Origin of the sequence: Hypericibacter terrae, assembly GCF_008728855.1 — a bacterium.
Lineage (GTDB): Bacteria > Pseudomonadota > Alphaproteobacteria > Dongiales > Dongiaceae > Hypericibacter > Hypericibacter terrae.
Genome location: NZ_CP042906.1, coordinates 654,268 through 681,241, shown reverse-complemented (window position 1 = coordinate 681,241; position 26,974 = coordinate 654,268). Strand labels below are relative to the sequence as shown.

The window sequence follows — 26,974 nt, the reverse complement described above, 5'->3', positions numbered from 1 at the left end:
GCACTCCGCCGCCACGAAGTGAGCATGGCGAGGTCCCCCTGCAAGCCGATCACGCTAAATTCAGACGGCGTGATGGAGCGGACGTCCACCGAGGACCGGGCATGGAAGCGTCTTGAGATCGAGATCTTCGGTGCTGTCCATGAAAAGCGGCCGACGACAATAGCGACCGCCGGAGGCGATACGAGCCGCGGCGTCGTCATCCGCTCAATGCGCGTCGGCCGTCGGCGCCTTGGGCGGCGCGACCTTCCGCATCAGCGGCACCATCGCGGTCGCGATGACGAAGCAGACGAAGATGATCCAGAACGCGTCGGAGAAGGTCTGCACCTGCGCCTCGCGCCAGGTGAGGGCCCAGAGCTGCTTGAAGGCCGCGGTCTGACCGGCGAGCGCGTCGCCGCCCATCGCGTCGCTGTAGATCGTCCCGACGCGCGTCATCAGCTCGGTCAGCGCCGTGTTGGTCGCGTTCAGGTGATCCGCCAGCCGCAGGAAATGCAGGTTGGTGCGGTCGTTGAGGATGGTGGCGCAGGCCGCGATGCCGATGGCCCCGCCCAGATTGCGCATCAGATTGAAGAGGCCCGAAGCGAGCTTGAGCCGGTTCGGGGCCAGCGCCCCCAGGGTCAGGGTCACGGCGGGCGCCACGGCGAACTGCTGGGCGAAGCCGCGGAAGGCCTGCGGCAGCAGCAGCTCCTGCCAGCCCCAGTCATGGGTGATGGGCGTGAAGTTCCACATGCTGATGGCGAAGCAGCCGAGGCCGAACATCATCAGCCAGCGCAGGTCGATGCGCCGGGCGCAGAAGGTATAGATCGGGATCCCCAGGATCTGGAAGACGCCGGTGGAGAAGATGGCAAGCCCGATCTGGAAGGCGCTGAAGCCCCGGACATGGGCCAGGAAGATCGGCGTCAGATAGATGGTCGCGAAGATGCCGACGCCGGTGACGAAGGAGAAGAAGCAGCCCAGCGCGAAATTACGGCTCTTGAGCGCGCGCAGATCGACGATGGGATTGGCGAAGGCGAAGCTGCGCCAGACGAAGAGCAGGCCGGAGATCCCCGCGGTCCAGGCCGTGGTGCGGATGGTGTCGTCCTCGAGCCAGTTCCAGCGCGGGCCTTCCTCCAGCGTATAGGCAACGCAGCCGAGGAAGATCGCCATCAGAACCATGCCGAGATAATCGGCGCCGCGCAGCAGCGACCAGTCGGGCCGGTCGATCCGCACCAGGATCGGGACCGTCACCGCCACGAAGATGCCCGGCACCAGATTGACGAAGAACAACCAGTGCCAGGAATAGCTGTCGGTGATCCAGCCGCCGACGGTCGGGCCCAGGGTCGGCGCCAGCGAGGCGAGCGCGCCCACGGTGGCCGCCGCGATCACACGCTGATGGCCGGCGAAGAAGATGAAGGCGGTGGTGAAGACGGTCGGGATCATGGAGCCGCCGAGGAAGCCCTGAGCCGCGCGGAAGACGATCATGCTCTGGATGTTCCAGGCCCAGCCGCAGAGCAGGCTGGTCAGCGTGAAACCGACAGCCGAGACGCAGAACAGCCAGCGGGTCGACATCACCCGCGACAGCCAGCCCGAAAGCGGAATCACGATGATCTCGGCGATCAAATAGCTGATCTGGACCCAGGAGACCTCGTCGGGGCTGGCGGAAAGGCCGCCGCCGATGTCGGCCAGCGAGGCCGAGACGATCTGGATGTCGAGGAGCGCGATGAAGAAGCCGACGCACATGGGGGCGAAGGCGAAGACCTTTGCCGGCATCGAGAGCTGCGCCGGATCGGTGAAGAATCCGTCGGCCGCCCTCGACGCGAGAGCGCTCACGGGGCGTCTCTCTGGGCATCTCCGCCGGCCGGCCGCAGATCGACCGAGACCGTGACCGAGAGGCCGGGACGCAGCAGCCCCAGCTCGGAGGCGTCGCCGTCGAGCAGGATGCGCACCGGCACCCGCTGCACGATCTTGGTGAAATTGCCGGTGGCGTTCTCGGGCGGCAGCACGCTGAACAAAGCGCCCGTCGCCGGCGCCAGGCTCGCCACATGGCCATGGAACTGGCGGCCCGGCAGCACATCGGCCTCGACCATGGCTCCCTGCCCCGGCGCCATCCGGGCGAGCTGGCTCTCCTTGAAATTGGCATCGACCCAGAGGCCGTGGGCCGGCACGACCGCCAGGAGCCGCGCGCCGATCGTGGCGTAGGCGCCGTCGCGCGCCGCGCGATTGCCGATGACGCCGTCGATGGGCGCCCGCAGCTCGGTATAGCCGACATCGAGCCGGGCCAGTTCGCGCTCGGCCACGGCCTGCGCGAGGGCTGCCTGGGCCTGCTGCTTCTGGGTGTCGATGACGTCGAGCTGGCGCTGGGCGGCGTCGAGGGCCGCGCGCGCCTTCTGTCCGTTGGCGATCGCGGCCTTGTAGGTCGCGTCGGCCTGCTGGAAGCGCTGGGTCGAGGCGTCGGCGGTCGCCAGCAGCTTCTGATAGCGGCTCTGATCGTCGCGGGCGCGCACGGTCTCGGCATCGGTCGCCGCGATGTCGGCCTGCATCTGGGCGATGACCGCCTCCTGCAGCCGGCGCGTCGCGTCGAGATTGGCGAGCGTCGCCTGCTCGGCCGCGACCGCGGCCTCGGCCTTGGCCAGGGACGCCTGATAATCGCGATCGTCGAGCTTCACCAGCAGGTCGCCCGCGTGAACGATCTGGTTGTCGGTGACGGCGACCTGGGCGATCAGGCCCGAGACCTTGGGCGAGATCACGGTCACGTCGCCGCCGACATAGGCATCGTCGGTGCTCTCGATGAAACGCCCCGCGCGCCACCAGTCATAGCCATACCAGAGGGCACCGACCGCGATCGCGAGTCCGAGGCCGATCGGCAGAATCCGCCTGAGGCGCTTCTTGAGCGCGTCCTTGGGCGGGAGGGAAACCAGGGTCCGGTCCAGAACGACGGCGTTCATGACGGGTCTCCGTGGGGAGAGCGGCTAGGAGTTCGAACGGGAGATCACAGATCAATCTCGCCGGCGTCGCCGACACCGAGATCGCGGGCGCTGATCGCATGAAGGTTGGCGCGCAGCGCCGCGCTCTGCTCGCCCCCGAAGGTCGCCTCGAACTGGGTCTGTGCCTCGAGCCATCCCTTCGCGGCGGCGCGCAGCCGCTCACGCCCGGCTTCCGTCAGATGCAGTTCCTTGCTGCGGCGGTCGGTCCGGCTCGGCTTGATCTCGATCAGCCCCTCGCGCTCGAGCGGGAGAATGTTGCGGCCGAGCGTGGTGCGGTCCAGCACCAGCTCCTTCGCCAGTGTATTGATCGTCATCGGCCCGAGCCGCCGCAGCCTGGCAAGGATCCCGAACTGACTGGCGCGCAGGCCCGTGGGGACGAGGAACCGGTCGTAGAACTGGGTCACATGGCGGGCGGCCTGGCGCAGCGCCAGGCAGTGGCAGAGATCGGGTCTCGGGAAGCCTTCGGCGGACAGCATGATCGCCCCTTCAAATGATTTAAGCGTATATGCGCTTAATATAGGCGCATATACGCGCACGTCAAGTCAAGGAAGCTCGGCCCGACGGATGCCGATATTTATCTTACATTTTCAAATATTTACTGAGCCGCCAGCGCCCTTCGGCCGCGCTCCGTGCGTTCCCCTCAAGGACTGGCCGGGACCGAGCACCCGGTCGCGGGCGGCGCTACGACCTCGGCTCGAAAAGACCGAGCTTGTCTGCGACACGCACCAGTTCCGCGAGGGACCTCACCCGCATCTTGCGCATGACGTTTCCACGGTGAACCTTGACGGTGACCTCGCCCACATCGAGCTCGGCGGCAACCTGCTTGTTGAGCCGACCCGTGACGATGAGGGCCATGACTTCCCGCTCGCGCGCGGTCAGGGATTCGTAGCATTCCCGAAGGCTGGCGAGAGCCGCCCGATCCTGCCGCCACGCCCGGCTTTTCTCGAGCGCCAGCCAGACCGCATCCAGCAGATCCTGACCGCGGAAGGGTTTGGCCAGGAACTCGACGGCGCCTGCCTTCATGGCCCGTACCGTCATCGGAATATCGCCGTAGCCGGTGATGAAAATGATCGGAAGATGGATGTTCGATCTCGACAGCTCATGCTGGAGATCCAACCCGCTCTTGCCGGGCAATCGTACATCGAGGACGAGACAGCCGGGCGCATCGGTCATCTTGAACTCGAGAAACTCGCGGGCCGAGCTGAACGCGTGCACCTCCAGGCCGACCGAGCGAAGGAGACCCTGAAGGGATTCGCGCGTGGCGGCATCGTCGTCGATGACGAAGACGACGCCTCGCTGCACCGTCATGCAACGCTCCCGGCTCGTCCCCTTGGCGGGTTCGGGAGCCTCTCGAACGGCGGTTCGGGGCTCTCGTTCGATCCCGGCCGGCCAGCGGGCGAAGCCACCCTTCGCTCTGTCACAGCTGCGCGTCGCTCCTCATCCGCAACAAGAACTGGCAACAGTCTGGCAAGCTTGCGAGTCCCGGTCCAGCGCGTGCCCTCACGCGAACTGGCGCCGGTGTCATTTCGGATCGTCGGGCTTGTCCCCTTCCGCTTGATCGCGATCAAGGGCGGAATTGATGCAAACCAGGAGGCGATCCTTGCTGAAGGGCTTGGCGAGATAGCAGATGACGCCGGCCTCGAGGGCGCGCGCCTTCATGCTGTCGTCGGGATAGGCGGTGATGAGGATGGTCGGGATGGATTCGCCCGTCGCGACCAGGCGCCGGTGCAGCTCCAGTCCGCTCATTCCAGGCATCTGCACATCCGCGATCAGACAGTCCGTGCTGCGCAGGCGATCGAACTTCAGAAACTCCTCGGCACTCGCGAAGGTCTCTGCCAGGAACCCCAGCGCCCTCATCAACCCCTTTGTTGCTTTGCGAAGCGATTCATCGTCGTCGACAATCGAGATCAAGGGCTTGTTCGGCAAAATCCAACCTTCCCGTGCCGGCTACTGCTGAGACCCGGCCTGGCGCCGCACAAAGGCCCGCGCCCGACACATTGACCAGGGAGGATCGGACAAAGAGAGGGCGCTCGATATTGTACCTTGGTGTAAGTCGCCCCGATCCATCGCGACCAAAGGTCGCTGCCATTCGCAACTGCAGCGATAGCGTTAACCAAGATGAACCGCGCGGGAGCGAAGCCTTATCCTGAAGGATCCGCTTCCACAGGCACCGTCAGGTGAAATATGGCGCCGCGCGGCGCGTTGTCGGCCGCCCACAAGCGGCCCCCATGCGCGGCGATGATGGCGCGGCTGATCGACAGCCCCATGCCGGTGCCGTCGGGCTTGGTGGTAAAGAACGCATCGAAGATCCGCTCGGCAGGCTGCGGGGGCAATCCCACGCCGGTATCTCTGACGGAAATCATGACTTCATCCTCATCCGTTCGCCGGGACCGGATATCGAGGATGCGCCTGCCGTCCATGGTCTTCATCGCGTCGATGCTGTTGAGCATCAGGTTCATCACCACCTGCTGCAGCTGCACGCGGTCGCCCATGACTGGAGGGAGATCCGCGTCCAGCTCCGTCCTGATCGCTATCGCGTATCTTATCGCTTCGTTTCGCAGGATGCCGATCATCTCGCCGATGACGTTGTTGACATCGACCAGTTCGCGCAGCGAGGTGTCTTTCTTGAAGAGCCGGCGGATCCGAGTGATGATCTCGGCGGCGCGCATCCCGTCCCTCACGATGTTGCCGGCAGCGGCGCGCGCCTCCTCGATATTCGGATTGTCGCCGGCGAGCCAGCTCAGGCAGCTCTCGGCGTTGGTGACGGCGGCGCCGATCGGCTGATTGATCTCGTGGGCCAGGGCGGCGGTCAGCTCTCCCATCGTGGTCACCCGGTTGACATGGGCGAGTTCCCCTTGCGCCTGGCGCAATGCCTCCTCTGTCTGCTTCCGGTCATGGATGTCGATGTCGTTCCCGTACCAGCCCAGAAGGTTTCCCGAGCTGTCGAGCAGGGGAAGGGCCTGAACCAGCAGCCAGCGATACTCGCCGTCGAACCGCCGGAACCGAGCTTCGACCTCGAAGGGCTTGACCTCAGCGACCGCCCTCGCCCATCGCGCGCGCACCTGCTCGATCTCGGCGGGGTGGATCTGCTCGCTCCAGCCCTCGCTCAGTCTCTCGACCGACGTCTGCCCCGCGAATTCCAGCCAGCGCTGGCTGATGAAGTCGAACGAACCGTCGGGGCGTGCATGCCAGATCAGGCCCGGGACGGTATCGATGATCAGCTGTGCCCTGTTTTCCGCCTCCTTCGCCGTGGTGATATCCATCATCGCTCCGACGAATTCGGTGTCCCCGGATTCGTCGGTCACGGCGCGAGCGACGATGTGGACGTGCTTGACCGCGCCGCCGGGCATCAGCAATCGATGCTCGAAATCGAAATCCTCGCCGTGCCTGGCGGCGCGCTCGATCGTCTCACGCACGAGTTCGGCATCCTCCGGATGGACACGGTTCATCACCATGTCGAGGGAGACCTTGGCGACCGGCTCGTACTCGAAGATCTGGAAGCTCTCGCCCGACCAGAGGATCTCCCCCGTCGCCACGCTCCAGCCGAAACTGCCCGTGTGGCTGAGCTTCTGGGCTTCGGCCAGATAGGCCGCCTGGCTCTGCCGCAGCGCATCCTCGGCCCGTTTGCGCTCGGTGATGTCGGTGTTGGTTTCGAGCGTGCCGATCGGCCGCCCACGCGCATCCCGCTGCAGGGACCAGCGGCTGGAGGTGATGATCTTTCGCCCATCGCGCGTCGTGTGGCGGAGTTCCCCCTCCCAGCGTCCGGTGCGCGACAGCGATTCCATGATCTCGCCGAGGGGAGCGGGATAGACCGCCTGCAACAGCTGCTGTGCGTTCTTGCCGAGGGCCTCGCTGCGGCTCCACCCATAGAGCTCCGCCGCGCTGCGATTCCAATAGACGATCCGGTCCTCGATATCGCAGACGAAGACCGAGTCGCTGGTGAGATCGAGGAGTTGCGCCTGCTCGCGCTTCAGTTCATCCAGGCGGCGCAACCGCCGCACGAGGCTTGTCACGGCCAGCGACGCGATCAGGAAGGCCGCGAGCACGGTGAGATCCTGCGTGTCCGATACTTCGAAGGCGAAGACCGGTGGAATGAAGAAATAGTCCAGACAGCCGACCGCGACGATCGAAAAAATCGCCGACGAGACGAAGCTGTCCATCAAGGACAGGAGGACGATGACGATGAGGAAGGCAAAGGCCGTCGTCGCGTCGTCGAGGCCCAGCGTGAAGCAAAGCAACGTGACGAGGGCAAGCGCGATGCCACCGAAGAGCCATAAAAGGCCAAGATGCCGGAACCGCGCAGCCCCGTCCGACGCCGGCGAGAGCGAGGCGCCGGACGTCAGCGACGGCCAGGAAGTCCCCGCGAGATGGCCGGTGATGCGCGCCGCCACCCCCCTGACGCCGGCAAGCGCCTTCGAAATCTGCGCGAGACCGCTCATGCCCCTGGCTTTGCCCCACCCGATCCGTTCGAGGTCGCCCGCCCCATCGGCTCCGATCCGAACAGCCCAGCGACGAACCCGGATCGGCGACGATTCCGAGCCGCTGCGCCAGCCGGAATCTAGCAGGAAACGACCCTGGAACCGGCGCTCGGCCGACCGCCGGTCAGGGGATTCACGCGATGAGCGCTTGCTTTAGGCGCATATGCGCCTATATCCGGGGTGGCGCCCCGCCCGTGACCTGGATCGAAGGAGATCAGCCATGAGATCCTCCCGCTCGGTTGTTTTCGTGAGCCCTGTCCGCACCGCGATCGGTGCCTTCGGCGGCACCCTCAAGAGCGTTCCGGCACCCGATCTGGGTGCGGTCGCGATCAGGGCGACCCTCCAGCGTGCCGGGCTCGAGCCCGGGGCCGTCGATACGGTGGCGATGGGCCAGGTGATCCAGGCCGGTGCCAAGATGAACCCCGCCCGCCAGGCGGCGATCCATGGCGGCCTGCCGGTGACGGTTCCCGCCATGACGGTCAATCGCGTCTGTGGCTCGGGCGCGCAGGCGGTCGTCTCGGTGGCACAGGAGATCCTGTTGGGCGCGATCGACAGCGCCGTCGCCGGCGGCATGGAGAATATGGATCTGGCACCCTATCTGATCCCGCAGGCCCGTCGCGGCTATCGCATGGGCGATGGCCAGCTCGTCGACAGCATGCTGCATGACGGACTCTACGACGCCTTTTCCGACCGCGCCTCGGGGTGGCATACCGAAGATCTGGCGCAGAAGTTCCAGATCGGACGCGAGGCGCAGGACCGCTGGGCTCTGCGCTCGCAGCAGCGCTTCGCGGCCGCGCAGAGGGCGGGCAGGTTCAAGACGGAAATTGTCCCGGTCGCGACCGGCGACCGCAAAGGCCCAGCCTTCTTCGAGGCGGACGAGGCTAATCGGCCGGAGACCACACTCGAGAAACTGGCGGCGTTGAAGCCCGCGTTCCGCGACGAGGGATCGATCACCGCGGGCAATGCGCCGGGATTGAACAGCGGTGCCGCCGCCATGCTGCTGACGGAAGAGCGCTGGGCGGAGGCGCGTCGCCTCGAGCCTGTCGCCCGCCTCGCCGCCTACGGAATCGCGGCGGTCGAGCCTGGCATGTTCGGACTGGGGCCGATCCCCGCCGTGAAGCAGGCGCTGACGCGGGCCGGATGGAGTATCGGCGATCTCGATCGGGTCGAGATCAACGAGGCCTTCGCCGCCATCGCCATCGCCGTGACGCGCGAGCTGGGCCTGCCGGAGGACATCGTCAATGTCGAGGGTGGCGCCATCGCCCATGGCCATCCGATCGGTGCCACCGGCGCGGTGCTCACCACACGCCTGATTCATTCGATGCGCCGCGACGGCCTCAAGCGCGGCATCGTCACGCTCTGCATCGGCGGCGGCCAGGGCATCGCGCTCGCAATCGAGACGATCGCCTAGAGGGCGGGCCCCGCGTCAACCCGCGAAGGCAGTGAGCCGCGCGACATACGAGACGCCGCTGAACGATCCGAAGGTGATCGAAGCGTTACAGCCATGACTCCGATGCCGCTCCATCGGGCGATCGCCCGGGACCGACGCGTACGGGAGGCCGGCTCTAGGCCATGCCGCGCCGACGCACGCCGGAGAGGAACATGTCCACGGCGGTGCGGACCCTGTGCTCGATCTGCCGGCGGCTCGATTGGACGCCGAGGCAGGCCAGCTGCAGATGGCCGTCGACCACCAGATTCATGAAATGCTCCGCAGCCATGTCGAGATCGACGCGGCGGAGCTCTGCACGATGGCGCCGCAGAATCGAGGCGATCACGCGCAACGCGGGCCGCCTCCCGCTCTCGATCGCCATGCGGCCGAAGCCGGGCTGGCGCTCAGATTCGGCGATGAGAATGCGGGTCACGCCGACGGACTGCGGAGTGAGGGCGAACAGGGAGAGATAGCGGGCGAGCGTGAGCAGCGTCTCCTTCAACGCGCCTTGCCCGGATTGGAACCGGTCTATCGGCACGAGCCAATGGTCGATGAGCCCGCCCAGCACGGCATTGAACAGCGCCGCCTTGTCCCGGTAGCGCGCATAGAGCGTGCGCTTCGAGATCCGCGCCCGCTCCGCCACGGCATCCATCGTCGTTCCGTCGAAGCCGAGCCGGAGAAAGGTCTCGCCGGCGACGTCGAGAATGTGACGCTCGCGTTGCAACCGCTCGCCCGCCTTCGGGCGGCCGCCACGACGAGATTTCATTACGCTATTTTTAGACCTGATTCCCGGCATAAACGCCCTCGCCCGCTTGCCGTCCCATTGGCGGTACGGTACCGTACCGTTTCCTTTCCCCTCGATCCAGCCGCTTGCGGCTGCAACTGATCCGATGTCGCGCGCTTCCGCGCCCGAGCCCACGATGGCGACTGTTCTCACCCGTGGCTTCGGCGCCTGAATCCAAAAGCATCTGTTCGTCGAGGAAATGCCGCCGCCACTGACAAGGGCGCGTGCCGCCTTGTCCGGAGAGCCGGTTTGATACGGGGGTTGCCTTGATGCGCGTTGCCCGATTTCGCCTCAGCCTGCTTTGCGCCGTCGCTCTCCTGTCGCTTTCGGCCCTGACGGCTTGTGAGAAGAAGCAATCGGCGCCGCCGCCCGCACCCTTCGAGGTCGGCGTCGTCACGCTGCAGCCGCAAAGCGTGGCGATCACGACGGAGCTGCCGGGCCGCGTCTCGGCCTTTCTGATCGCTCAGGTGCGGGCGCGGGTCGACGGCATCGTCCAAAGCCGCGACTTCGAGGAGGGCGCACACGTCACGGCCGGTCAGCGCCTCTACCAGATCGACCCGGCGCCCTACCAGGCGGCGCTCGACAGTGCCAATGCCATGCTGCAACGGGCCCAGGCCAATCTCGTTTCGACCGCCGCGCAGGAGGCCCGCTTCAAGGCGCTGGTGGCGTCCTCCGACGTCAGCAGGCAGCAGTATGACAACGCGGTCGCGGCCAACGGGCAGGCCGCCGCGGACGTCGCCGCCGGCAAGGCCGCCGTCGAAGCCGCGCAGATCAATCTCGGCTACACCGCCGTGACCTCGCCCATCACCGGCACCATCGGCGGGGCCGAGGTCACGCAGGGCGCCTATGTGCAGGCGAGCAACGCCACCCTGATGGCGACCGTGCAGCAGACCGACCCGATCTATGTGGACGTCACCCAGTCGACGGTCGACCTTCTGCGGATGCGCCGCGAGCTGGCCAACGGGCAGCTTCAGGCCGCCGGCCCGAACGAGGTCAAGGTCCAGATCATCCTCGACGACGGCACGCTCTATCCGCTGGACGGCAGGCTCGAATTCACCGACATCACCGTCGACCTGAACACCGGCAGCGTGAAGCTGCGGGCCATCTTTGCGAACCCCGACCAGGTCCTGCTGCCGGGCATGTTCGTGCGCGCGCGCCTGCAGGAGGGCATCGACGAGCACGCTTTGCTCGTGCCCGAGGCCGCGGTCGCGCGCGATGCCAAGGGCAATCCGACCGTCATGATCGTCGACCCCGACAACAAGGTCGTGGTGCGGGCCATCGCGGTGAGCCGCACGCAAGGTCCCAACTGGATCGTCGAAAGCGGTCTCAATCCCGGCGACAGGGTCATCGTCGCCGGGCTGCAGAAGATACAACCGGGCGCGGTCGTGAAGCCGGTCGAGCTGCCCCCGGCACCCGCTCCTACGGCCGCCGCCACGCCAACCGCCGCTCCCGCCGGCGCCACCCAAGCGCAGTAGAGCGTAACCCGCACCATGGCGAAATTCTTCATCGATCGCCCGATCTTCGCCTGGGTGATCGCCATCGTCCTCATGCTGGCGGGCGCACTGGCCATCACCGGCCTGCCCGTCGAGCAATATCCGACCATCGCGCCGCCCTCCGTACAGGTCCGCGCGGTCTATGCCGGCGCCTCGGCCGCGACGGTCGAGGCCACGATCACGCAGGTGATCGAGCAGCAGATGAACGGGCTCGATCACCTGCTCTACATCTCGTCCAACAGCGATAATTCGGGCACGGCGACGATCACACTCACCTTCGCGCCGGGCACCGACCCCGACATCGCGCAGGTCCAGGTGCAGAACAAGCTGCAGCTGGCGACGCCGCTCCTGCCTCAGGCGGTGCAGCAGGCCGGCGTCAGCGTGACGAAGTCCAGCAGCGGCTTCCTGATGGTGCTGGCCTTCGTGTCGACCGACCACAGCATGACCAAGTACGACCTCGCCAACTACCTGGTCTCGCATGTGCAGGATCCGGTGAGCCGGATCAACGGCGTCGGGACGGTCAACGTGTTCGGCACGCAATATGCCATCCGCATCTGGCTCGATCCCGACAAACTGATCCGGGTCAATCTGACACCCGTCGATGTGACCACTGCGCTTGAGGGCCAGAACGTTCAGGTGGCGGCTGGACAGCTGGGCGGCACGCCCGCGGTGCCGGGCCAGATGCTCACCGCGACGATCAGCGAGGCGACCCTGCTGCGCACGCCAGAGCAGTTCGGCAACGTGCTGCTCAAGGTCAATCCCGACGGTTCCCAGGTCCGCATCAAGGACGTGGCGCGGATCGATCTGGGCGGCGAGAACTACATCGTGGACACCAAATACAGCGGCTCGCCGGCGGCGGGCCTGGGCGTCCAGCTCGCGACCGGCGCCAATGCGCTCCAGACCGCGGCCGCGGTGCGGGCGAAGGTGCAGCAGCTTTCGGCCTATTTCCCGCACGGGCTGGAGGCCGAGTATCCGTACGACACCACGCCCTTCGTGCGGATCTCCATCCAGGCGGTGGTGATCACGCTGCTCGAGGGCATCGGCCTGGTGTTTCTCGTAATGTATCTGTTCCTGCAGAATTTCCGGGCCACTTTCATCCCGACAATCGCGGTCCCGGTGGTGCTGCTGGGCACCTTCGCCATCATGTCGGCGGTGGGATTCTCGATCAACACGCTCTCGATGTTCGGGCTCGTGCTCGCCATCGGGCTCCTGGTCGACGACGCGATCGTCGTGGTGGAGAATGTCGAGCGCGTGATGGCCGAGGAGGGTTTGTCGCCGCGCGACGCTACGCGCAAGGCCATGGACCAGATCACGGGGGCGCTGATCGGCGTGGCGCTGGTGCTTTCGGCGGTGTTCGTGCCGATGGCCTTCTCCGGGGGCGCCGTCGGCGCGATCTACCGCCAGTTCTCGCTGACGATTGTCGCCGCCATGGTGCTGTCGGTCCTGGTGGCGCTGACCCTGACGCCGGCCCTGTGCGCGAGCCTCCTCAAGCCGATCCCCAAAGGCCACCATATCCAGAAGCGGGGCTTTTTCGGCTGGTTCAACCGCGCCTTCGACGGCGGCCGCGAGCGCTATCATGGCGGGGTGCGACAGGTGATCCGGCGCCCCCTGCGCTGGCTCTTCATCTATCTGCTGCTACTTGGCGGCGTGGCCTTCCTCTTCCTGCGGCTGCCGACCTCCTTCCTGCCGGACGAGGACCAGGGGATCCTGCTGATCCAGGCGCAGACCCCGCCGGGCACCACGCAGGAGCGCACCCAGAAGGTGCTCGACGACATTCACGACTATCTCTTCACCCACGAGAAGGACATCGTCGCCTCGACATTCGAGGTCGCCGGCTTCAGCTTCGCCGGCCGCGGCCAGAATTCCGGCCTCGTCTTCGCGCGCCTCAAGGACTGGGGCCAGCGCGCCGCCGACAAGGACAAGGTGCAGGCCCTCATCCGGCGCATCGCCCAGGCTTTCGCCGCCTATAAATATGCAGTGGTGATCCCGATCAATCCACCGCCGATCCCCGCGCTTGGCACAGCCGCGGGATTCGATTTCGAGCTCGAGGATATCGCCGGCCTTGGCCATGACGCGCTGATGGCAGCCCGCAACCAGCTCCTGGCGGCGGCCGCCAAGGACCCTGTGCTCGCCCTGGTGCGCCCGAACGGCCTGGACGATCAGCCGCAGTTCAGCGTCGAGATCGACCGAGAGAAGGCGAGCGCGCTGGGCGTGACCTTGACCGCGATCGACCAGACCTTCTCGATCGCGTGGGCCTCCTCCTACGTCAACAACTTCCTCGATACCGACAACCGCATCAAACGCGTCTATGTGCAGGCCGATGCGCCCTTCCGGATGAACCCGGAGGACGTCAACCGCTGGTATGTGCGCAACATCCACGGAACGATGGTGCCCTTCTCCTCCTTCGCCACCAGCCGCTGGAGCTCGGGCTCGCCCAAGCTTGAGCGCTATAACGGCGTCTCCTCGGTGGAGATCCAGGGCAGCACCGCGGCCGGCCGCAGCACAGGTGAGGCCATGGACGAGATGGAGCGGCTCGCGAGCGAACTGCCGACCGGCATCGGCCATGAATGGACCGGCATCTCGTTCCAGGAGCGCCAGGCCGGCTCGCAAGCCCCGATGCTCTACGGCATCTCCATCCTGGTCGTGTTCCTCAGCCTGGCGGCGCTCTATGAGAGCTGGTCGATCCCCTTCTCCGTCATCATGGTGGTGCCGCTCGGCATCGTCGGCGCGCTGCTGGCGGCGACGGGCCGGGGCCTGTCGAACGACGTCTATTTCCAGGTCGCCCTGCTGACCACGGTCGGCCTGTCGGCGAAGAACGCCATCCTGATCGTCGAGTTCGCCAAGGAGCTGCAACGCCAGGGCCGCACGGCGGTCGACGCCGCCATGGAAGCGGCGCGCCTGCGGCTGCGGCCGATCCTGATGACCTCCATGGCCTTCATCCTCGGCGTGCTGCCGCTCGCCATCAGCAACGGCGCGGGCTCCGCCAGCCAGCATGCGATCGGAACCGGTGTGATCGGCGGCATGATCACGGCGACCTTCCTCGCGATCTTCCTGATTCCGATGTTCTTCGTCGTGATCCGCGAGCGCTTCTCGAAGAAGAAGCCGGCGGGATCCGATGCCGAATCTGCAGAAATTCCCGCCACCAGCGCACCCGATCCAGGGGCTCATTGAAGGAAGAACGCGCCGGGATCGGGAGCCGATCGTTGCGAACAGGCTCGTCCAGCGGCTGGATCAGAGGCGACGCTTGCCTGATTCGGGAAACATTTTGTGTGGAATTGGAGCGGGTGAAGGGAATCGAACCCTCGTCGTAAGCTTGGGAAGCTTCTGCTCTACCATTGAGCTACACCCGCGAGGCTCCGAGTCCCACGTTATAGGCAAAGCCGTGGAAACGGACAAGAATCGCCGAGAGGGAGGTGCCCCTTGCCCGCGACGGTTGTGCGGAGCATCGGCGAGAAGCAGCGGCCGGGCGAAACCGGTTCTACCCCGGCGGAGACCGCGGCGACGGGATAGCCCGGAGGCCGTGAGTGGTTTCCGAGGCTGGCGCTGCCGCCCCTAACCGTAGGATATACAACCCTCGATAAAGCAGCTTGACGGGAAACGCATAGAGGTCGGTCCGATGGGCGCCTGGAACATGGCCAATCGGGTCTCCAGGCCACGATGAGAATAGCTGAGGGGCTCGCTACATTTTTACCACAGACTGTGGTAAATTGGCCACAAGAGCCTCGAAAGACAGCAATTTCACCCACTGGCTTTGACAATTTACCGTACCAACCCTAGTATCCGCTTGAGTGGTGGTACAGCCGGATAGCCCGGTTCGGCGCCCTTCCAGGGGGTTGGGCACGGGGCTGGTGCACTACCGTGGTATGGCGCTAACGCCGTCCGCGGGTTTTGGGGAGATAAAAAGATGTTGAATTTGAAGTCCTTGGGGGTTGTTGCGCTGATGGGCCTGTTGGCCGGGTGCACGACCAACATTCAAGCCATGAAAGCAGTGGAGGCGACGGGCTCGCCCTTCACGAAGGCTCTGGCCGAGGAATACCGGCAGATTGTCACTTTCGAAGCCGACCAGATGTATGACTGGCCGGATGCGGACTATTTCGCTCAGAAAGGCCTCAAGGCCGCCGCTGGCGAAGTGGTGCAGCCCGAAGAACTGGCCAATTGGGACATCCCGGCCGAGTGGGCTGGCGATCTCGCCGAGGGCCGCAACCGTTTGATGGTCGCGCTCGAATCCGGCGCTCGTGATTCGCACCCCGACCTGGCGGCGCGCGCGCAGGGCCGCTTCGACTGCTGGATCGAGCAGGCCGAAGAGAACCATCAGCCCGACCATATCGCAGCTTGCCGCAATGCCTTCTACTCCGCTCTCGAGGAACTCGAAGCGGCGATGAAGCCGGCTGCCGAGCAGGCCGCTGCTGAGCCGGCGATGCCGTCCAGCTACATCGTGTACTTCGACTTCGACAAGTCGAACATCCGCCCGGATGGTCAGACTGTCATCCAGCAGGTCATCTCCGACGCCAACAAGGTCGGCACGCCGCCGATCTCGGTGACCGGTTACACCGACCTGTCGGGTTCGGAAGACTACAACATGGCCTTGTCGCTGCGTCGTGCCGACGCGGTCCGTGACGCCCTGATCTCCGGTGGCATCGCCGCCGACCAGATCACGACGGCCGGCCGCGGCGAAGCCGATCCTGCAGTGCCCACGGCCGATGGCGTGCGCGAGCAGGCCAACCGTCGCGCCGAGATCATCATCCAGCAGTAATCTCGACGACGGGGTTTCGACCCTCAGATCGCGGCGCCGGAAGAAATTCCGGCGCCGCTTTCTTTTGGGGATTCGTGATGTCCCTCGAGGGCCCATCGTCGGGGGTGCCGTGAGAAGGGATCGCCCCGATAACATTGGGGATAAGCCGCCGCGGCGAAGGGTCGCTTGGCTGGACATCGCCCGCTTGCCGCCTAGAATGCGCTGCAGAGTGACGGCCCATAGACGCTGCCGTTCCCGGTCGCCGACGGCAGTCCGAATCAGAGGGTCCCCATGTATAGCCAGAGCACGCGATCGATCCGCATCACGGTCGAACCGACCTATCTCGACGACCAGTCTGCCCCCGACGAGCAGCGCTTCGTCTGGGCCTATCACATCCGCATCGAGAATCAGGGACCCGAGACGGTGCAGCTGCGCTCGCGCTATTGGCGCATCACCGACGCCCGCGGCAAGGTCCAGGAGGTTCGCGGGGCCGGAGTCGTGGGCGAGCAGCCCGTGCTCAAGCCCGGCGAATCCTTCGAATACACCAGCGGTACGCCGCTGCCGACCGCCTCTGGATTCATGGTCGGGACCTACCAGATGGAGAACGAGACCGGCGAGCGATTCGACGTGGCCGTTCCGGCCTTCTCGCTGGACAGCCCGCATCTGCCCAAAAGAGTGAACTGATTCGGTTCCCGGCCCGTACGACCTGACCAGGCGAGCTCCACCCTGAAGCGCCAGCGGGCGCCGGCGGGCCGCCGATGAACCCGAACGAGGATCTAAAGCGATGAGGAAGCCACCTGCAAAACCCGAGCGCGCCGGCGGCCCGCGTCCGCGCCTGGTCAAAAAGAACGGCAATGCCCTGCCGGTGAAGCCGACGCGCGAAGAAGCGGAGGAGGCGGTGCGCACCCTCATTCGCTGGGCCGGCGACGATCCGGCGCGCGAAGGGCTGCTCGGCACGCCCGATCGCGTCACGCGCGCCTACGAAGAGTTCTTCGGCGGCTATGGCGAGGATCCGGTCGAGGTGCTGCAGCGTACCTTCGAGGAGACCGGCGGCTATGACGAGATGGTGATCCTGCGCGACATGCGTTTCGAGTCGCATTGCGAGCACCACCTCGCACCCATCATCGGGCGCGCCCACATCGCCTATCTGCCGAACAAGCGCGTCATCGGCATCAGCAAGCTGGCCCGGGTGCTCGACATCTACAGCAAGCGGCTGCAGATCCAGGAGAAGATGACGGCCCAGATCGCCAACACCATCGACGAGGTGCTGCAGCCCAAGGGCGTGGCGGTCGTGATCGACGCGGCCCATCAATGCATGACGACGCGCGGCGTGCACAAGCCCGGCATGAGCATGGTGACGAGCCGCATGCTGGGGCTGTTCCGCACCGATGCCCGCACCCGGCGCGAGTTCCTCGCCATCATCGGCCACCCGGCCGCTTCGACCATGGTCAATGTCTGATCCCAGGACGGGACGCAGGCCCAGGACATTGACCGGGCGACTCGGGCGCCATGCCTGATTTCCGCGCGGTGTTCTTCATCATCGGCTTCCTGCTGCTGGCGCTCGCCGCCGCCATGCTGCTGCCCGCGGCGATCGACGCGCTGGCGGGCGACCCCGACTGGCGGGCCTTCTCACTGTCGGCGATCTCGACGGGCGTCGCCGGCGCCGCGATGGTGCTGGGATTTCGTCAAGCCGAACCGCCGCAGCTCCGGGCCCGCGAGGGCTTTCTGCTGGTGACCGTCAGCTGGATCGTACTGGCAGGCTTCGCGACGCTCCCGCTCATGCTGACGCGGGCAGGACTCGATTTCACCGATGCCTATTTCGAGAGCATGTCGGGACTGACCACGACCGGGGCCTCCGTCCTGCCCAATCTGGACGGCCGGCCCATGGGCGTGCTGCTCTGGCGCGCCCTGCTGCATTGGGTCGGGGGCATCGGCATCATCGTCATCGCGGTCACGATATTCCCGATCCTCCGGGTGGGCGGGATGCAGCTCTTCCGCATGGAATCTTCGGACAAATCTGAAAAAATCCGTCCGCGGGTCAGCCAGGTCTCGAGCGTACTGATCTCGGTCTATGTGACTCTCACCACGATCTGCGCAGTTGCGCTCGTGATCGCCGGCATGCCGGCTTTCGACGCGGTCTGCCATGCGATGGCCACGCTGGCGACGGGCGGTTTTTCGACCCACGACGCATCGGTCGGATACTTCCACAGCCCCGCCGTCGAATGGATACTCACCTTCTTCATGCTGATCGCCGGCATGACGTTCGTGCTGCTGGCGCGGGCTGCACGCGGCGATCTTACCTGGCTCTGGCATGACGACCAGACGCGCTGGTACCTGCTTTGCGTCCTGCTCTTCGCCGCCGGCATGACCTTCTGGCAGTGGGAGGTCAACGGGAGGGCGTTCGGAGACTCCTTGCGCAGCTCCAGCTTCAACGTCGTTTCCATCATCACCACGACGGGATTCGCCTCGGAGGACTATCTCGTCTGGGGCTCGATGCCGATGGTCATGTTCATGGTGCTGCTGTTCCTCGGCGCCTGCACGGGATCGACAGCGGGCGGCATCAAGTTCTTCCGCATCTGTGTGGTCGGTGCGGTGGCGCGTTCGCAGATCGCGCACATGATCCACCCTCATCGGGTGACGCTGCCATTCTATAACGGTTTACCCATCAGCGATGAAGTGGTGCGTTCCGTCCTGAGCTTCATCGTGTTCTATATCGCCACGTTTGCCGCGATCTCGATCGCGGTCAGCGCGTTCGGAATGGATCTGGTGGCAGCGATGAGCGCCGTCGCCCAGGCGATCGCCAATGTCGGGCCCGGCCTGACCCCCGAGATCGGGCCCATCGGCAACTATGCGAGCCTTCATGACGGCGCCAAGTGGCTGCTGTCTCTCGCCATGATGCTCGGCCGCCTCGAGCTCCTCACGGTCCTCGTGCTGCTCAGCCGGACCTATTGGCGGGGGTAGCCAACACCGAGCGGCGGCCCCTCCAAGTCGACGTGATCGCTTCGCTCTACTTCAAAGCTTCGATCGCGACCCACAATCGATATTGCCACTCCATTCTGAAACAACCCCTCCCCCTACCCCCTCCCCGCAAGGAGAGCAGGGCTGTCCGGGGAATGAGTCGATAGGTCGCGGGCGCATGCCCGGTTTTCCGGAGGTTTTCCGGGTACTTTCTGGTTGTCGAGACTCAGAAAGGGAACCGGGCATGCAGTACATGGGTAGCATCTTCGTGAGCCTGCTGAAACCCATCGATCGGCGTCAATTCCGCACGCTGGTGGAGCGCCACGACGGCGATGCCTACGACAAATCCTTCAAGAGCTGGGATCATCTGGTGGCGCTGATCTACGCCCAGCTCAGCCACGCCAAGAGCCTGCGGGGGGTGGAGGCGGGTTTCAACGCCAACTCCCAGCATCACTACCATCTGGGGGTCGGGAAGCTGGTTCGTTCGACCTTGTCGGATGCCAATGCGCGCCGTCCAGTGAGTGTGTTTGCGGGGCTGTTTGGCACGCTTTCCCAGGAGGTGGATCGGCTGGCTCGCCAGGAAGGGAACGAGATGCTGCGTTTGATCGACGCCTCGCCGATTCCGCTGGGCAAGGTCTGCGCCTGGGCGGACTGGAACGGCCGGATCCGCGGCATGAAGATGCATGTCGTCTACGATCCCAAGGCCGATCGCCCCTGCTCGGTCGAGGTCACGCCGGCCACCATCAACGACATCGAGGTGGGCCGGCGCGTGCCGATCGAGGCCGGAGCCACCTATGTCTTCGACAAAGGCTATTGTCGCTACAGTTGGTGGTGCCAGATCGACGCCGCCGAGGCGGTCTTCGTCACGCGCGCGAAGTCCAACATGCGCTTGCGCGCCACCAAGCGGCGCAAGCTCCGGAAGATTGTCGGCGACGGCTTCAGGATCATCGACGACGCCGAGGTCCGCCTCGTCAGTAAGGGCGATTCCAAGCTGGCGATCCGGCTGCGTCGGATCCGGGTCCGGCGCGAAAAAGGCGGCGTCATCACCCTCATCACCAACGATATGACCCGCTCGGCCGTGGAAATCGCCACCCTCTACAAGACCCGGTGGCAGATCGAGCTGCTGTTCCGCTGGATCAAGCAGCATCTCGATATTCGCAAGTTCCTTGGCAACAACGAAAATGCCATCCGGCTGCAGGTCCTCGCCGCCATGATCGCCTATCTGCTCCTGCGCATCGGCGCGCGCCTCCACAGCGTGAAAATCCCCCTCCTGCGACTGGCCGAACTCGTCGGCCAGTCGCTCTTTACCAGGAAAACCTTCCACCGTATCGATCGCCCGCCGCCCGTCAATCCAAGCAAGCCATCTCCCAAAGTCCCAGCCAACCAGATGGCGTTCTGTTATGCATGAGTTTCCCCGGACAGCCCTGCAAGGAGAGGGGGCTGGTTCAATTCGTGATTCACCGGAGCGGTGGTGCGAAAGCAGCGAAGAGAATGCGGGAGCGGTGAAAAACACTCACGCTCCCTCCCCTTGCGGGAGGGGGTAGGGGAGGGGTCCTCCTACCGCACGAAATCCTTCAAATTCCTCCCGATCTGCTTCTCCAGCTCGGCATTGAGCTGCTTCATCAGCTGGTCGGTCATCTCGAACCAGAGCTTCTCGCGCTCGTTGAGCGTCATGTCCTCGGCGGCGGTCTCGCTGCGCTTGGCGGTGGCGGTGATCGAGCCACGGTGATTGCCCATGCGGTTCTCGAGGTCGAGCCGGACCGTGACGGTCACGTCATAGCGGTCCGACTGGTCCTGCGTGATCATGCCGTCGAGGCCGGTGGTGCGCGGGAGCGGCACGTCGATCGCCGATCCGTCGGTGATGGTGTATTTCGCGACCCCGTCGCTGCCGACCGCCTTCAGCCGGTCTTGCGCCCATTGCCGCGCGGCCGCTGCCGGCGGCGTCGGGAAATCCTGCTCGACATGCGGGTCGGCCATGGGCGGCTGATAGGCGTCGACGATCGCGATCTGCGCCACGTCCAGATTGATCGGTCCCAGATGCGCATAGGTCAGCTGCGGAAAGGGATCGCGGTGGGGCGGCGTGTCGCAGGCGGCGAGCAGGCCGCCAGCGAGAACGAGAACCACACCCAGAAACCGCTGCGTCGAGAACCGCTTCATCAAGGCCTCCGAAGCCCGATCGATTGCAACCCGTCTCAGCCCTTGATCAGCGCCGCGATCTCGGTGTCGTCGAAGCGATAGACCCGGCTGCAGAACTCGCAGGTCACCACGACCTCGCCTTCGACCTTCATCTCGTCGAGGTCCTGGCGCGGCAGGGCCTCGAGCACGCGTACCACACGCTCGCGCGAGCAGCGGCATCTGGCCTCGAGCGGATGGTCGCGGAACACCCGCACGCCATCCTCATGGAACAGGCGGAAGAGAACGTCTTCGGAAGCGAGCGCGGTCGACGTCAGCTCGGCCGGGCTGCAGCTCGACATCAGGATGAGCGCGCGGCGCCAGGCCTCGTCGGCATCGTCGAGCGCCATCTCGGTGCCGCTGGTGGGCAGGCGCTGCAACATGAGAGCGCCGGCGCGCCAGCCCTGGTTGCCCCCGTCGGCGGGGGCGCGGGCCGCCACCATGACCGCCGCCTCGAGCTGTTCGGACTGGCGGAAATAGCCATGGACGCATTCGGCGAGGGTCGATCCCGTCAGCTCGACGATTCCCTGATAGCGCTCGGTATGGACGCCCTGATCGACGGTGAGCGCCAGATACCCGGCACCGAAGAGCTTCGGCACCGAGGGCGTCGGCCCCGACGCCAGCGCTGCCACGGCCCCGGCATCGAACTGCGCATAGCCCCGCATATGGCCGGCGCTGGTGACGTCGGCGACCATCAGCTTGACCGGCCCGTCGCCCTTGATCTGGAGCGTGAAGACGCCCTCGAACTTGAGCGCGCCCGAGAGGAGCGCCGCCAGCGCCAGCATCTCCGCCAGCCGCTCGGCCACCGGTTTCGGATAGGCATGGTGCCGCAGGACCTCGTCCAGCAGCGGCCCCATGCGCAGGATCCGGCCGCGCAGCGCGCTGGCTTCGATCTGGAACGGAAGGACGCGATCGTCGGCGATATCGGGAATTGCGCTCACGTCTCTCGGTTCTCGACTCAGGACTCGGATCAGATGACGCCCAGGGACCAGAGCAGGATCCCCTTCTGGGCGTGGAGGCGATTCTCGGCCTCGTCCCAGACGACGGAGTTTGCCCCGTCGATGACGCCGGCCGTCACCTCCTCACCGCGATGGGCGGGCAGGCAATGCATGAAGATGGCGCCGGGCCTGGCCATGCCCATCACCGTCTCGGTCACCTGATAGGGGGCCAGCATCACATGGCGTCCCATCGCGTCGGTGTCTCCCATCGACACCCAGACGTCGGTCACGATGCAATCGGCATCCTTGACCGCTTCCTTGGGATCGGTGGTGACATGGACCTGGCCTTTCTCGGCCTTGGCCCAGCCCAGCACCTGGCCCGGCGGCATGAGCTGCGGCGGACAGGCGATGCGGAGCTCGAAGCCGAAGCGCACGGCCGCATGGGTCCAGGAGGTCGCCATGTTGTTGCCGTCGCCGATCCAGGCGATGCGCTTGCCGGCGATCGGACCGCGATGCTCCTCGAAGGTCATCACGTCGGCCATGAGCTGGCAGGGATGGGTGCGGTCGGTGAGGCCGTTGATGACCGGCACCGTCGCGTTCTCCGCCAGCTCCAGGAGCTTCTCCTCCTTGGTGGTGCGCACCATGATGCAATCGACATAGCGCGAGAGCACGCGCGCGGTGTCGGCCACGGTCTCGCCGCGGCCGAGCTGCATGCTGTCGCGCTCCAGCACCACCGCCTCGCCGCCCAGCTCCTTGATGCCGAGCTCGAAGGAGACGCGGGTGCGCGTCGAGGGCTTCTCGAAGATCAGGGCCAGCGACTTGCCCGCGAGCGGCTTCTCCTTGCCGCCCGGAACCTGGCCCTTCTTGCAAGCATGGCCGGCATCGAGGATGCGCCGGAGCGTCGCGGTGTCGAGCTTGTCCAGATCGAGGAAATGCCGCGGGGCCGCGGCCGAAGAGGAGGTCATGGCTCAGTTCTCCGGCCAGGCTTTGGCCACCTTGTCGAGGACAGCCAAGGCCTCGTCGATATGGCGTTCCTCGATGATCAGCGGCGGCAGCAGGCGGACCACATTGTCGCCGGCACCGACCGTCAGCAGCCCCGCCTCGCGCAGCCTGGTCTGCATGTCGGTATTGGGCACGCGGCATTTCAGGCCCAGCATCAGGCCCTTGCCGCGCACCTCCTCGAAGACCTTCGGATATTTCGCCACCAGCGCCGCGACACGCTTCTGCAGCAGCGCGCCCATCGCCTCGACATGGGGCAGGAATCCGTCCGCCAGCATGATGTCGAGCACGGCATTGCCGACCGCCATGCCGAGCGGATTGCCGCCGAAGGTCGAGCCATGGCTCCCGGGTGTCATGGCCGCGGCCACTTTCTCCGTGGCAAGACAGGCGCCCATCGGGAAGCCGCCGCCGATGCCCTTGGCCGTGGCCACGATGTCCGGCGTCACCCCCGCCCATTCATGAGCGAAGAGCTTGCCGGTCCGGCCCATGCCGCACTGGACCTCGTCGAAGAACAGCAGCAGGCCGAACTCGTCGCAGACCTGGCGCAAGCCCTTCAGATATTCGATCGAGGCCGCGCGCATGCCGCCCTCGCCCTGCACCGGCTCGACCAGAACCGCGGCCGTCTCCGGCCCGATCGCATTGCGCAGCTCGTTCAGATTGCCATAGGCGACATGATCGAAGCCTTCGACCGTGGGCGCGAAGCCCTTGAGGTGCTTCTCCTGGCCGCCGGCCGCGATCGTCGCCAGCGTGCGGCCATGGAAGGCGCCCTCGGTCGCGATGATGCGATAGCGCTTGGGATCGCCGAAATCATCCTGCCATTTGCGGCTCATCTTGATGCCGCATTCGATCGCCTCGGCGCCCGAATTGGTGAAGAAGACGCGGTCGGCGAAGCTCGCCGCCGCCAGCCGGTCGGCCAGCCTTTCGCCCTCGGGAATCCGATACAGATTCGAGGTGTGCCAGACCTTCTCGGCCTGATCCTTCAGCGCCCTCACCAGATGCGGATGGGCATGGCCCAACGCCGTGACCGCGATGCCCGAGGCGAAATCCAAGTAACGTCGCCCGTCGTTGCCGAACAGGTAGGCGCCCTCGCCCCGCTCGAAAGCGAGATCGGCGCGCGCATAAACCGGCAACAACGCAGAGGCAGACGACGCGGACATTGGATGTGGCCTCCTTTTTCTGACAAAACCCGGGCCCCGACGGGGCCCCCAAGGAACAGATCGCTTTCTATCGGCCCGCCCCGACCGAAGCAAAACGCGTCCCCGGCTGGGGCAGACCCGGCAACGGGCAGCCCCATCAAGGCTTTCCGGGATTTTCCGGCGGGAAGGGCGGAAGGGTTGAGACTATCGGGCGGGGGCCCCCGGCCTGTCAACCGAAGGGGCCGGGCCCGTGATGCAACCCTGTCTTGCGCAAATTCGCGTGGTGGCTCAGCCTTCTAGGCGGCCGACATGGCCGCCACCGCTTGGTCGATCTCGTTCCCCTTCCGGAAGGTCCTCCCATGCCGATCCCCGACCTCGCCAAGGCCGATCTCAGCCGCAAGCTGCCCGACGAGGAGACCTATGACGACAAGCTCAAGGCGGTCCAGACCACCCTGCTCCAGATCCAGCAGGCCTATCTGCGCCAGGGCCGGCGCGGGATCGTCGTTCTCGAGGGCGCCGACGCCGCCGGCAAGGGCAGCCTGGTCCGCCGCCTCTCCGCCCGGCTCGATCCCCGCTACTGCTATATCTGGCCCATCGCCGCGCCGAACGCGATCGAGCAGAACGAGCATTACCTGGAGCGTTTCTGGCGCCGCATGCCCGACCACGGCGAGCTCGCCGTGTTCGACCGTTCCTGGTACGGCCGCGTGCGGGTCGAACGAGTCGAGAAGCTGATCGAGCCCCCGGTGTGGAAGCGCGCCTATCGGGAAATCGTCGAGTTCGAGCGGATGCTGGTCGACGACGGGATCCGCGTGATCAAGATCTTCCTCCATATCTCGCCCGAGGAGCAGCTCCGCCGCTTCGAGGAGCGGATGGAGACCTCCTACAAGCGCTGGAAGCTGACCCCCGACGACCTGCGCAATCGCAGCCGGTGGGACGCCTATATCGCCGCGACCGGCGAGATGTTCGAGAAGACCTCGAGCCGGCATGCGCCCTGGAATCTGGTGGCGAGCGACTTCAAATGGTGGGCGCGCATCCGGGGCCTCGAGATCATCGCCAAGGGCCTGGGCGATGGCATCGACCTGAAGCCGCCGCCCTGCGATCCCGAGCTCGCCAGGGCGATCCGCAAGATGGTGCGGAAGGCGAAGAAGGGCCGCCGGGCGCTGAAGCCCTGAGGCACGCGGGCGCTACGGCTTGACGCGATATCCGCGCGCCATCAGGCGCCAGACGATGGCGCCGATCACGAGATTGCAGCCGATCAGCACCGCCGCGCCCAGGATCGGATCGCTCTCGCGCCAGCCGGTGAGGCCGCCGCGCACGCCGTCGAGCGCGTAATAGAACGGATTGAGCGCCACCAGCCTCTGCCCGATCTCCGGCAGCACGGCCACCGGCAGGAACATGCCCGAGAAGAACGAGGTCGGGATGAAGACGAAGGTATGGGCCGCCGTGTAGTGATCCCAGCGCGTCGACCACATGCCCACCAGCACGCCGAGGAACCCGAACAGCAGCCCGCCGCCGACCGCGAAGAACAGGATCGCCGGCAGGCCGGTGAGCGCGTAATGCGCGAAAGGCGCCAGGCAGAGCGCCACCACGAAGCCGATCACGAGCCCGGAGCTGGTGGCGGCGAAGGCGTAGCCCAACACCCGTTCCAGCGCCGACAAGGGCGGCATCAGCACGTCGGAGAGCGCGCCGGTATGCTTGTCATAGAGGATCGAGGCCGAGGTCGAGGAGAGCGCGCGCTCGGCCACGGCCATCATGATCAGCGCCGGCGCCACGAAGTCGGCGAGCGAGATGCCGGGGACATTCCAGCTCTGCCCGCCCAGCGCCAGCCGGAACACCGCGAAGAACAGCAGGCTGGTGACCACCGGCCCGAGCAGATTGTCGATATAGCCCTTGGCGAAACGGCCGAACTCGCGCTGATGCAGCGACCAGAGTCCCAGCCAGTTGACCCGGCCGAAATGCCGGGCCCGGGGCGCCGCGATCCGAACGCCCGCCGACTTGGTCATGGCCGCAGCTTGTAGCCGATCGAGAACAGCCGGTGGATCAGGGCATAGAGCCCGACATTGGCGAGCGTCAGCACGATCAGGCCCGCGGTCAGCGACCCGTCGGCATGGCCGATGAATCCGTAGCGGAATCCGTCGATCATGTAGAAGAACGGATTGAAATGCGCGACCGTGTGCCAGATGCCCGGCAGCCGCTCCGCCGAATAGAAGGCACCCGAGAGGAAGGAGAGCGGCGTGATCACGAAATTGGTCACGGCCGCGATATGGTCGAACTTCTCCGACCAGAGCCCGCCGAGGATGCCCAGGAGCGACAGCATCAGGCAGGCCGCCACGGCATGGAACAGCACGAAGAACAGGTCGTGGACATGCACCGGCACCAGCAGCGCGATCACGATCCCGACCGTGATCCCGACCGCGATCCCGCGCGTGAGCCCGCCCGCGGCGAGCGCGAAGGTGAGCTCGCCCGGGCTCAAGGGCGGCATCACCAGATCGACGATGTTGCCCTGGATCTTGGCGATCACCAGCGAGGAGGAGGTGTTGGCGAAGGCGTTCTGTACCATCGCCATCATGATGAGGCCAGGCCCGAGAAATTCCGGGAAGGAAACGCCGCCCACATTCTGGACCGCGCGGCCGAGCGCCAGGGTGAAGATCGCGAAGAACAGCAGGGTCGTGACCAGCGGCGCCAGGATCGTCTGGGTCGCGACCTTCGCGAAGCGGCGCACCTCCTTGAGATAGAGCGTCCAGAGGCCGACCCAATTGACCGGGCCGAAGCGACGGACGTCGGGGGCGGGACGGGCGGACGAAGATGCGGATGACGTCGCGGGAGGGGTCATGGACGAGGATCAATGAAGGGTGCGGGAAGGTAGGCCCCGGCCGGTGCCGGAGCAAGCCTCGG

22 protein-coding genes and 1 tRNA gene are annotated in these 26,974 nt (G+C 65.8%); 9 read left to right on the top strand and 14 right to left on the bottom strand.

What is annotated here, in order from left to right:
* Nucleotides 1–204: 204 nt before the first annotated feature.
* From FRZ44_RS03160 to FRZ44_RS03135, 6 genes are all read right to left on the bottom strand, one after another.
* Nucleotides 205–1,806 (bottom strand): DHA2 family efflux MFS transporter permease subunit, encoded by a 1,602-nt coding sequence (locus FRZ44_RS03160; RefSeq protein WP_225308529.1) that lies wholly within the window; start codon nt 1,804–1,806, stop codon nt 205–207.
* Nucleotides 1,803–2,921: an HlyD family secretion protein gene (locus FRZ44_RS03155; protein ID WP_151175802.1), complete on the bottom strand. Its 1,119-nt coding sequence runs from the start codon at nt 2,919–2,921 to the stop codon at nt 1,803–1,805. Before FRZ44_RS03155 ends, FRZ44_RS03160 begins: the two co-directional genes overlap by 4 nt.
* 44 nt (nt 2,922–2,965) lie before the next feature.
* Nucleotides 2,966–3,436, bottom strand: coding sequence for a MarR family winged helix-turn-helix transcriptional regulator (locus FRZ44_RS03150; RefSeq protein WP_151175801.1), 471 nt, complete (start codon nt 3,434–3,436; stop codon nt 2,966–2,968).
* Nucleotides 3,437–3,641: 205 nt separating this feature from the next.
* Nucleotides 3,642–4,268: a response regulator transcription factor gene (locus FRZ44_RS03145; protein ID WP_151175800.1), complete on the bottom strand. Its 627-nt coding sequence runs from the start codon at nt 4,266–4,268 to the stop codon at nt 3,642–3,644.
* A 213-nt stretch (nt 4,269–4,481) separates the two neighbouring features.
* A complete protein-coding gene (locus tag FRZ44_RS03140; protein WP_407658049.1) occupies nt 4,482–4,817 on the bottom strand; it encodes a response regulator transcription factor in 336 nt (111 codons plus the stop codon).
* Nucleotides 4,818–5,101: 284 nt separating this feature from the next.
* A complete protein-coding gene (locus FRZ44_RS03135; protein WP_151175798.1) occupies nt 5,102–7,399 on the bottom strand; it encodes a PAS domain S-box protein in 2,298 nt (765 codons plus the stop codon).
* Nucleotides 7,400–7,658: 259 nt separating this feature from the next.
* On the opposite strand from FRZ44_RS03135, the gene FRZ44_RS03130 reads away from it, so the two are divergent.
* A complete protein-coding gene (locus FRZ44_RS03130; RefSeq protein WP_151175797.1) occupies nt 7,659–8,849 on the top strand; it encodes a thiolase family protein in 1,191 nt (396 codons plus the stop codon).
* A gap of 154 nt (nt 8,850–9,003) precedes the next feature.
* On the opposite strand, the gene FRZ44_RS03125 is transcribed toward FRZ44_RS03130, so the two are convergent.
* The gene (locus tag FRZ44_RS03125) at nt 9,004–9,633 is read right to left on the bottom strand and encodes a TetR/AcrR family transcriptional regulator C-terminal domain-containing protein (RefSeq protein WP_191908390.1); all 630 of its coding nucleotides are present in this window, start codon (nt 9,631–9,633) and stop codon (nt 9,004–9,006) included.
* A gap of 287 nt (nt 9,634–9,920) precedes the next feature.
* On the opposite strand from FRZ44_RS03125, the gene FRZ44_RS03120 reads away from it, so the two are divergent.
* Both FRZ44_RS03120 and FRZ44_RS03115 read left to right on the top strand, forming a co-directional pair.
* Nucleotides 9,921–11,126 carry an efflux RND transporter periplasmic adaptor subunit gene (locus FRZ44_RS03120; protein ID WP_151175795.1) on the top strand — a complete coding sequence of 402 codons (1,206 nt, stop codon included), beginning with the start codon at nt 9,921–9,923 and terminating at the stop codon, nt 11,124–11,126.
* Between the two features lie 15 nt (nt 11,127–11,141).
* Nucleotides 11,142–14,315: an efflux RND transporter permease subunit gene (locus tag FRZ44_RS03115; RefSeq protein WP_151175794.1), complete on the top strand. Its 3,174-nt coding sequence runs from the start codon at nt 11,142–11,144 to the stop codon at nt 14,313–14,315.
* A gap of 105 nt (nt 14,316–14,420) precedes the next feature.
* On the opposite strand, the gene FRZ44_RS03110 is transcribed toward FRZ44_RS03115, so the two are convergent.
* Nucleotides 14,421–14,494 (bottom strand) — tRNA-Gly (locus tag FRZ44_RS03110).
* A 554-nt stretch (nt 14,495–15,048) separates the two neighbouring features.
* On the opposite strand from FRZ44_RS03110, the gene FRZ44_RS03105 reads away from it, so the two are divergent.
* The 5 genes from FRZ44_RS03105 (at nt 15,049) to FRZ44_RS03085 (ending at nt 20,242) form a co-directional block, all read left to right on the top strand.
* The gene (locus tag FRZ44_RS03105; protein ID WP_151175793.1) at nt 15,049–15,897 is read left to right on the top strand and encodes an OmpA family protein; all 849 of its coding nucleotides are present in this window, start codon (nt 15,049–15,051) and stop codon (nt 15,895–15,897) included.
* A gap of 270 nt (nt 15,898–16,167) precedes the next feature.
* Complete coding sequence (gene apaG, locus FRZ44_RS03100) at nt 16,168–16,560, top strand: Co2+/Mg2+ efflux protein ApaG (protein ID WP_151175792.1); 393 nt, start codon at nt 16,168–16,170, stop codon at nt 16,558–16,560.
* Between the two features lie 100 nt (nt 16,561–16,660).
* On the top strand, nt 16,661–17,335 hold the full coding sequence (gene folE, locus FRZ44_RS03095; RefSeq protein ID WP_151175791.1) for a GTP cyclohydrolase I FolE: 675 nt from the start codon (nt 16,661–16,663) through the stop codon (nt 17,333–17,335).
* A 50-nt stretch (nt 17,336–17,385) separates the two neighbouring features.
* Nucleotides 17,386–18,837: a TrkH family potassium uptake protein gene (locus tag FRZ44_RS03090; RefSeq protein WP_151175790.1), complete on the top strand. Its 1,452-nt coding sequence runs from the start codon at nt 17,386–17,388 to the stop codon at nt 18,835–18,837.
* Nucleotides 18,838–19,078: 241 nt separating this feature from the next.
* Nucleotides 19,079–20,242, top strand: a complete 1,164-nt coding sequence (locus FRZ44_RS03085; RefSeq protein ID WP_151175693.1) for an IS4 family transposase — start codon at nt 19,079–19,081, stop codon at nt 20,240–20,242.
* Nucleotides 20,243–20,391: 149 nt separating this feature from the next.
* On the opposite strand, the gene FRZ44_RS03080 is transcribed toward FRZ44_RS03085, so the two are convergent.
* The 4 genes from FRZ44_RS03080 to FRZ44_RS03065 are packed head-to-tail and all read right to left on the bottom strand — an operon-like array spanning nt 20,392 to nt 24,100.
* The gene (locus tag FRZ44_RS03080; protein WP_151175789.1) at nt 20,392–20,991 is read right to left on the bottom strand and encodes a hypothetical protein; all 600 of its coding nucleotides are present in this window, start codon (nt 20,989–20,991) and stop codon (nt 20,392–20,394) included.
* A 35-nt stretch (nt 20,992–21,026) separates the two neighbouring features.
* Nucleotides 21,027–21,947, bottom strand: coding sequence for an Hsp33 family molecular chaperone HslO (hslO, locus tag FRZ44_RS03075; RefSeq protein WP_225308528.1), 921 nt, complete (start codon nt 21,945–21,947; stop codon nt 21,027–21,029).
* Between the two features lie 29 nt (nt 21,948–21,976).
* Nucleotides 21,977–22,909: an ornithine carbamoyltransferase gene (gene argF / locus FRZ44_RS03070; protein WP_151175788.1), complete on the bottom strand. Its 933-nt coding sequence runs from the start codon at nt 22,907–22,909 to the stop codon at nt 21,977–21,979.
* Between the two features lie 3 nt (nt 22,910–22,912).
* Nucleotides 22,913–24,100: an aspartate aminotransferase family protein gene (locus FRZ44_RS03065; protein ID WP_151175787.1), complete on the bottom strand. Its 1,188-nt coding sequence runs from the start codon at nt 24,098–24,100 to the stop codon at nt 22,913–22,915.
* 338 nt (nt 24,101–24,438) lie between these two features.
* On the opposite strand from FRZ44_RS03065, the gene FRZ44_RS03060 reads away from it, so the two are divergent.
* On the top strand, nt 24,439–25,251 hold the full coding sequence (locus tag FRZ44_RS03060; protein WP_151175786.1) for a polyphosphate kinase 2 family protein: 813 nt from the start codon (nt 24,439–24,441) through the stop codon (nt 25,249–25,251).
* Between the two features lie 12 nt (nt 25,252–25,263).
* Here the strand turns inward: FRZ44_RS03060 and FRZ44_RS03055 are convergent, their stop codons facing one another.
* A complete protein-coding gene (locus tag FRZ44_RS03055; RefSeq protein ID WP_151175785.1) occupies nt 25,264–26,082 on the bottom strand; it encodes an ABC transporter permease in 819 nt (272 codons plus the stop codon).
* Nucleotides 26,079–26,912, bottom strand: a complete 834-nt coding sequence (locus FRZ44_RS03050) for an ABC transporter permease (RefSeq protein WP_151175784.1) — start codon at nt 26,910–26,912, stop codon at nt 26,079–26,081. The genes FRZ44_RS03055 and FRZ44_RS03050 overlap by 4 nt, the downstream gene beginning before the upstream one ends.
* Nucleotides 26,913–26,974 lie beyond the last annotated feature (62 nt).

Excerpts from the sequence above, each read along its gene's own strand:
- FRZ44_RS03155 (WP_151175802.1), bottom strand. The coding sequence starts at position 2,921 with ATGAACGCCGTCGTTCTGGACCGGACCCTGGTTTCCCTCCCGCCCAAG.
- FRZ44_RS03150 (WP_151175801.1), bottom strand. The coding sequence starts at position 3,436 with ATGCTGTCCGCCGAAGGCTTCCCGAGACCCGATCTCTGCCACTGCCTG.
- FRZ44_RS03145 (WP_151175800.1), bottom strand. The coding sequence starts at position 4,268 with ATGACGGTGCAGCGAGGCGTCGTCTTCGTCATCGACGACGATGCCGCC.
- FRZ44_RS03140 (WP_407658049.1), bottom strand. The coding sequence starts at position 4,817 with ATGAGGGCGCTGGGGTTCCTGGCAGAGACCTTCGCGAGTGCCGAGGAG.
- FRZ44_RS03135 (WP_151175798.1), bottom strand. The coding sequence starts at position 7,399 with ATGAGCGGTCTCGCGCAGATTTCGAAGGCGCTTGCCGGCGTCAGGGGG.
- FRZ44_RS03130 (WP_151175797.1), top strand. The coding sequence starts at position 7,659 with ATGAGATCCTCCCGCTCGGTTGTTTTCGTGAGCCCTGTCCGCACCGCG.
- FRZ44_RS03125 (WP_191908390.1), bottom strand. The coding sequence starts at position 9,633 with ATGAAATCTCGTCGTGGCGGCCGCCCGAAGGCGGGCGAGCGGTTGCAA.
- FRZ44_RS03120 (WP_151175795.1), top strand. The coding sequence starts at position 9,921 with ATGCGCGTTGCCCGATTTCGCCTCAGCCTGCTTTGCGCCGTCGCTCTC.
- FRZ44_RS03115 (WP_151175794.1), top strand. The coding sequence starts at position 11,142 with ATGGCGAAATTCTTCATCGATCGCCCGATCTTCGCCTGGGTGATCGCC.
- FRZ44_RS03105 (WP_151175793.1), top strand. The coding sequence starts at position 15,049 with ATGTTGAATTTGAAGTCCTTGGGGGTTGTTGCGCTGATGGGCCTGTTG.
- apaG (WP_151175792.1), top strand. The coding sequence starts at position 16,168 with ATGTATAGCCAGAGCACGCGATCGATCCGCATCACGGTCGAACCGACC.
- folE (WP_151175791.1), top strand. The coding sequence starts at position 16,661 with ATGAGGAAGCCACCTGCAAAACCCGAGCGCGCCGGCGGCCCGCGTCCG.
- FRZ44_RS03090 (WP_151175790.1), top strand. The coding sequence starts at position 17,386 with ATGCCTGATTTCCGCGCGGTGTTCTTCATCATCGGCTTCCTGCTGCTG.
- FRZ44_RS03085 (WP_151175693.1), top strand. The coding sequence starts at position 19,079 with ATGCAGTACATGGGTAGCATCTTCGTGAGCCTGCTGAAACCCATCGAT.
- FRZ44_RS03080 (WP_151175789.1), bottom strand. The coding sequence starts at position 20,991 with ATGAAGCGGTTCTCGACGCAGCGGTTTCTGGGTGTGGTTCTCGTTCTC.
- argF (WP_151175788.1), bottom strand. The coding sequence starts at position 22,909 with ATGACCTCCTCTTCGGCCGCGGCCCCGCGGCATTTCCTCGATCTGGAC.
- FRZ44_RS03065 (WP_151175787.1), bottom strand. The coding sequence starts at position 24,100 with ATGTCCGCGTCGTCTGCCTCTGCGTTGTTGCCGGTTTATGCGCGCGCC.
- FRZ44_RS03060 (WP_151175786.1), top strand. The coding sequence starts at position 24,439 with ATGCCGATCCCCGACCTCGCCAAGGCCGATCTCAGCCGCAAGCTGCCC.
- FRZ44_RS03055 (WP_151175785.1), bottom strand. The coding sequence starts at position 26,082 with ATGACCAAGTCGGCGGGCGTTCGGATCGCGGCGCCCCGGGCCCGGCAT.
- FRZ44_RS03050 (WP_151175784.1), bottom strand. The coding sequence starts at position 26,912 with ATGACCCCTCCCGCGACGTCATCCGCATCTTCGTCCGCCCGTCCCGCC.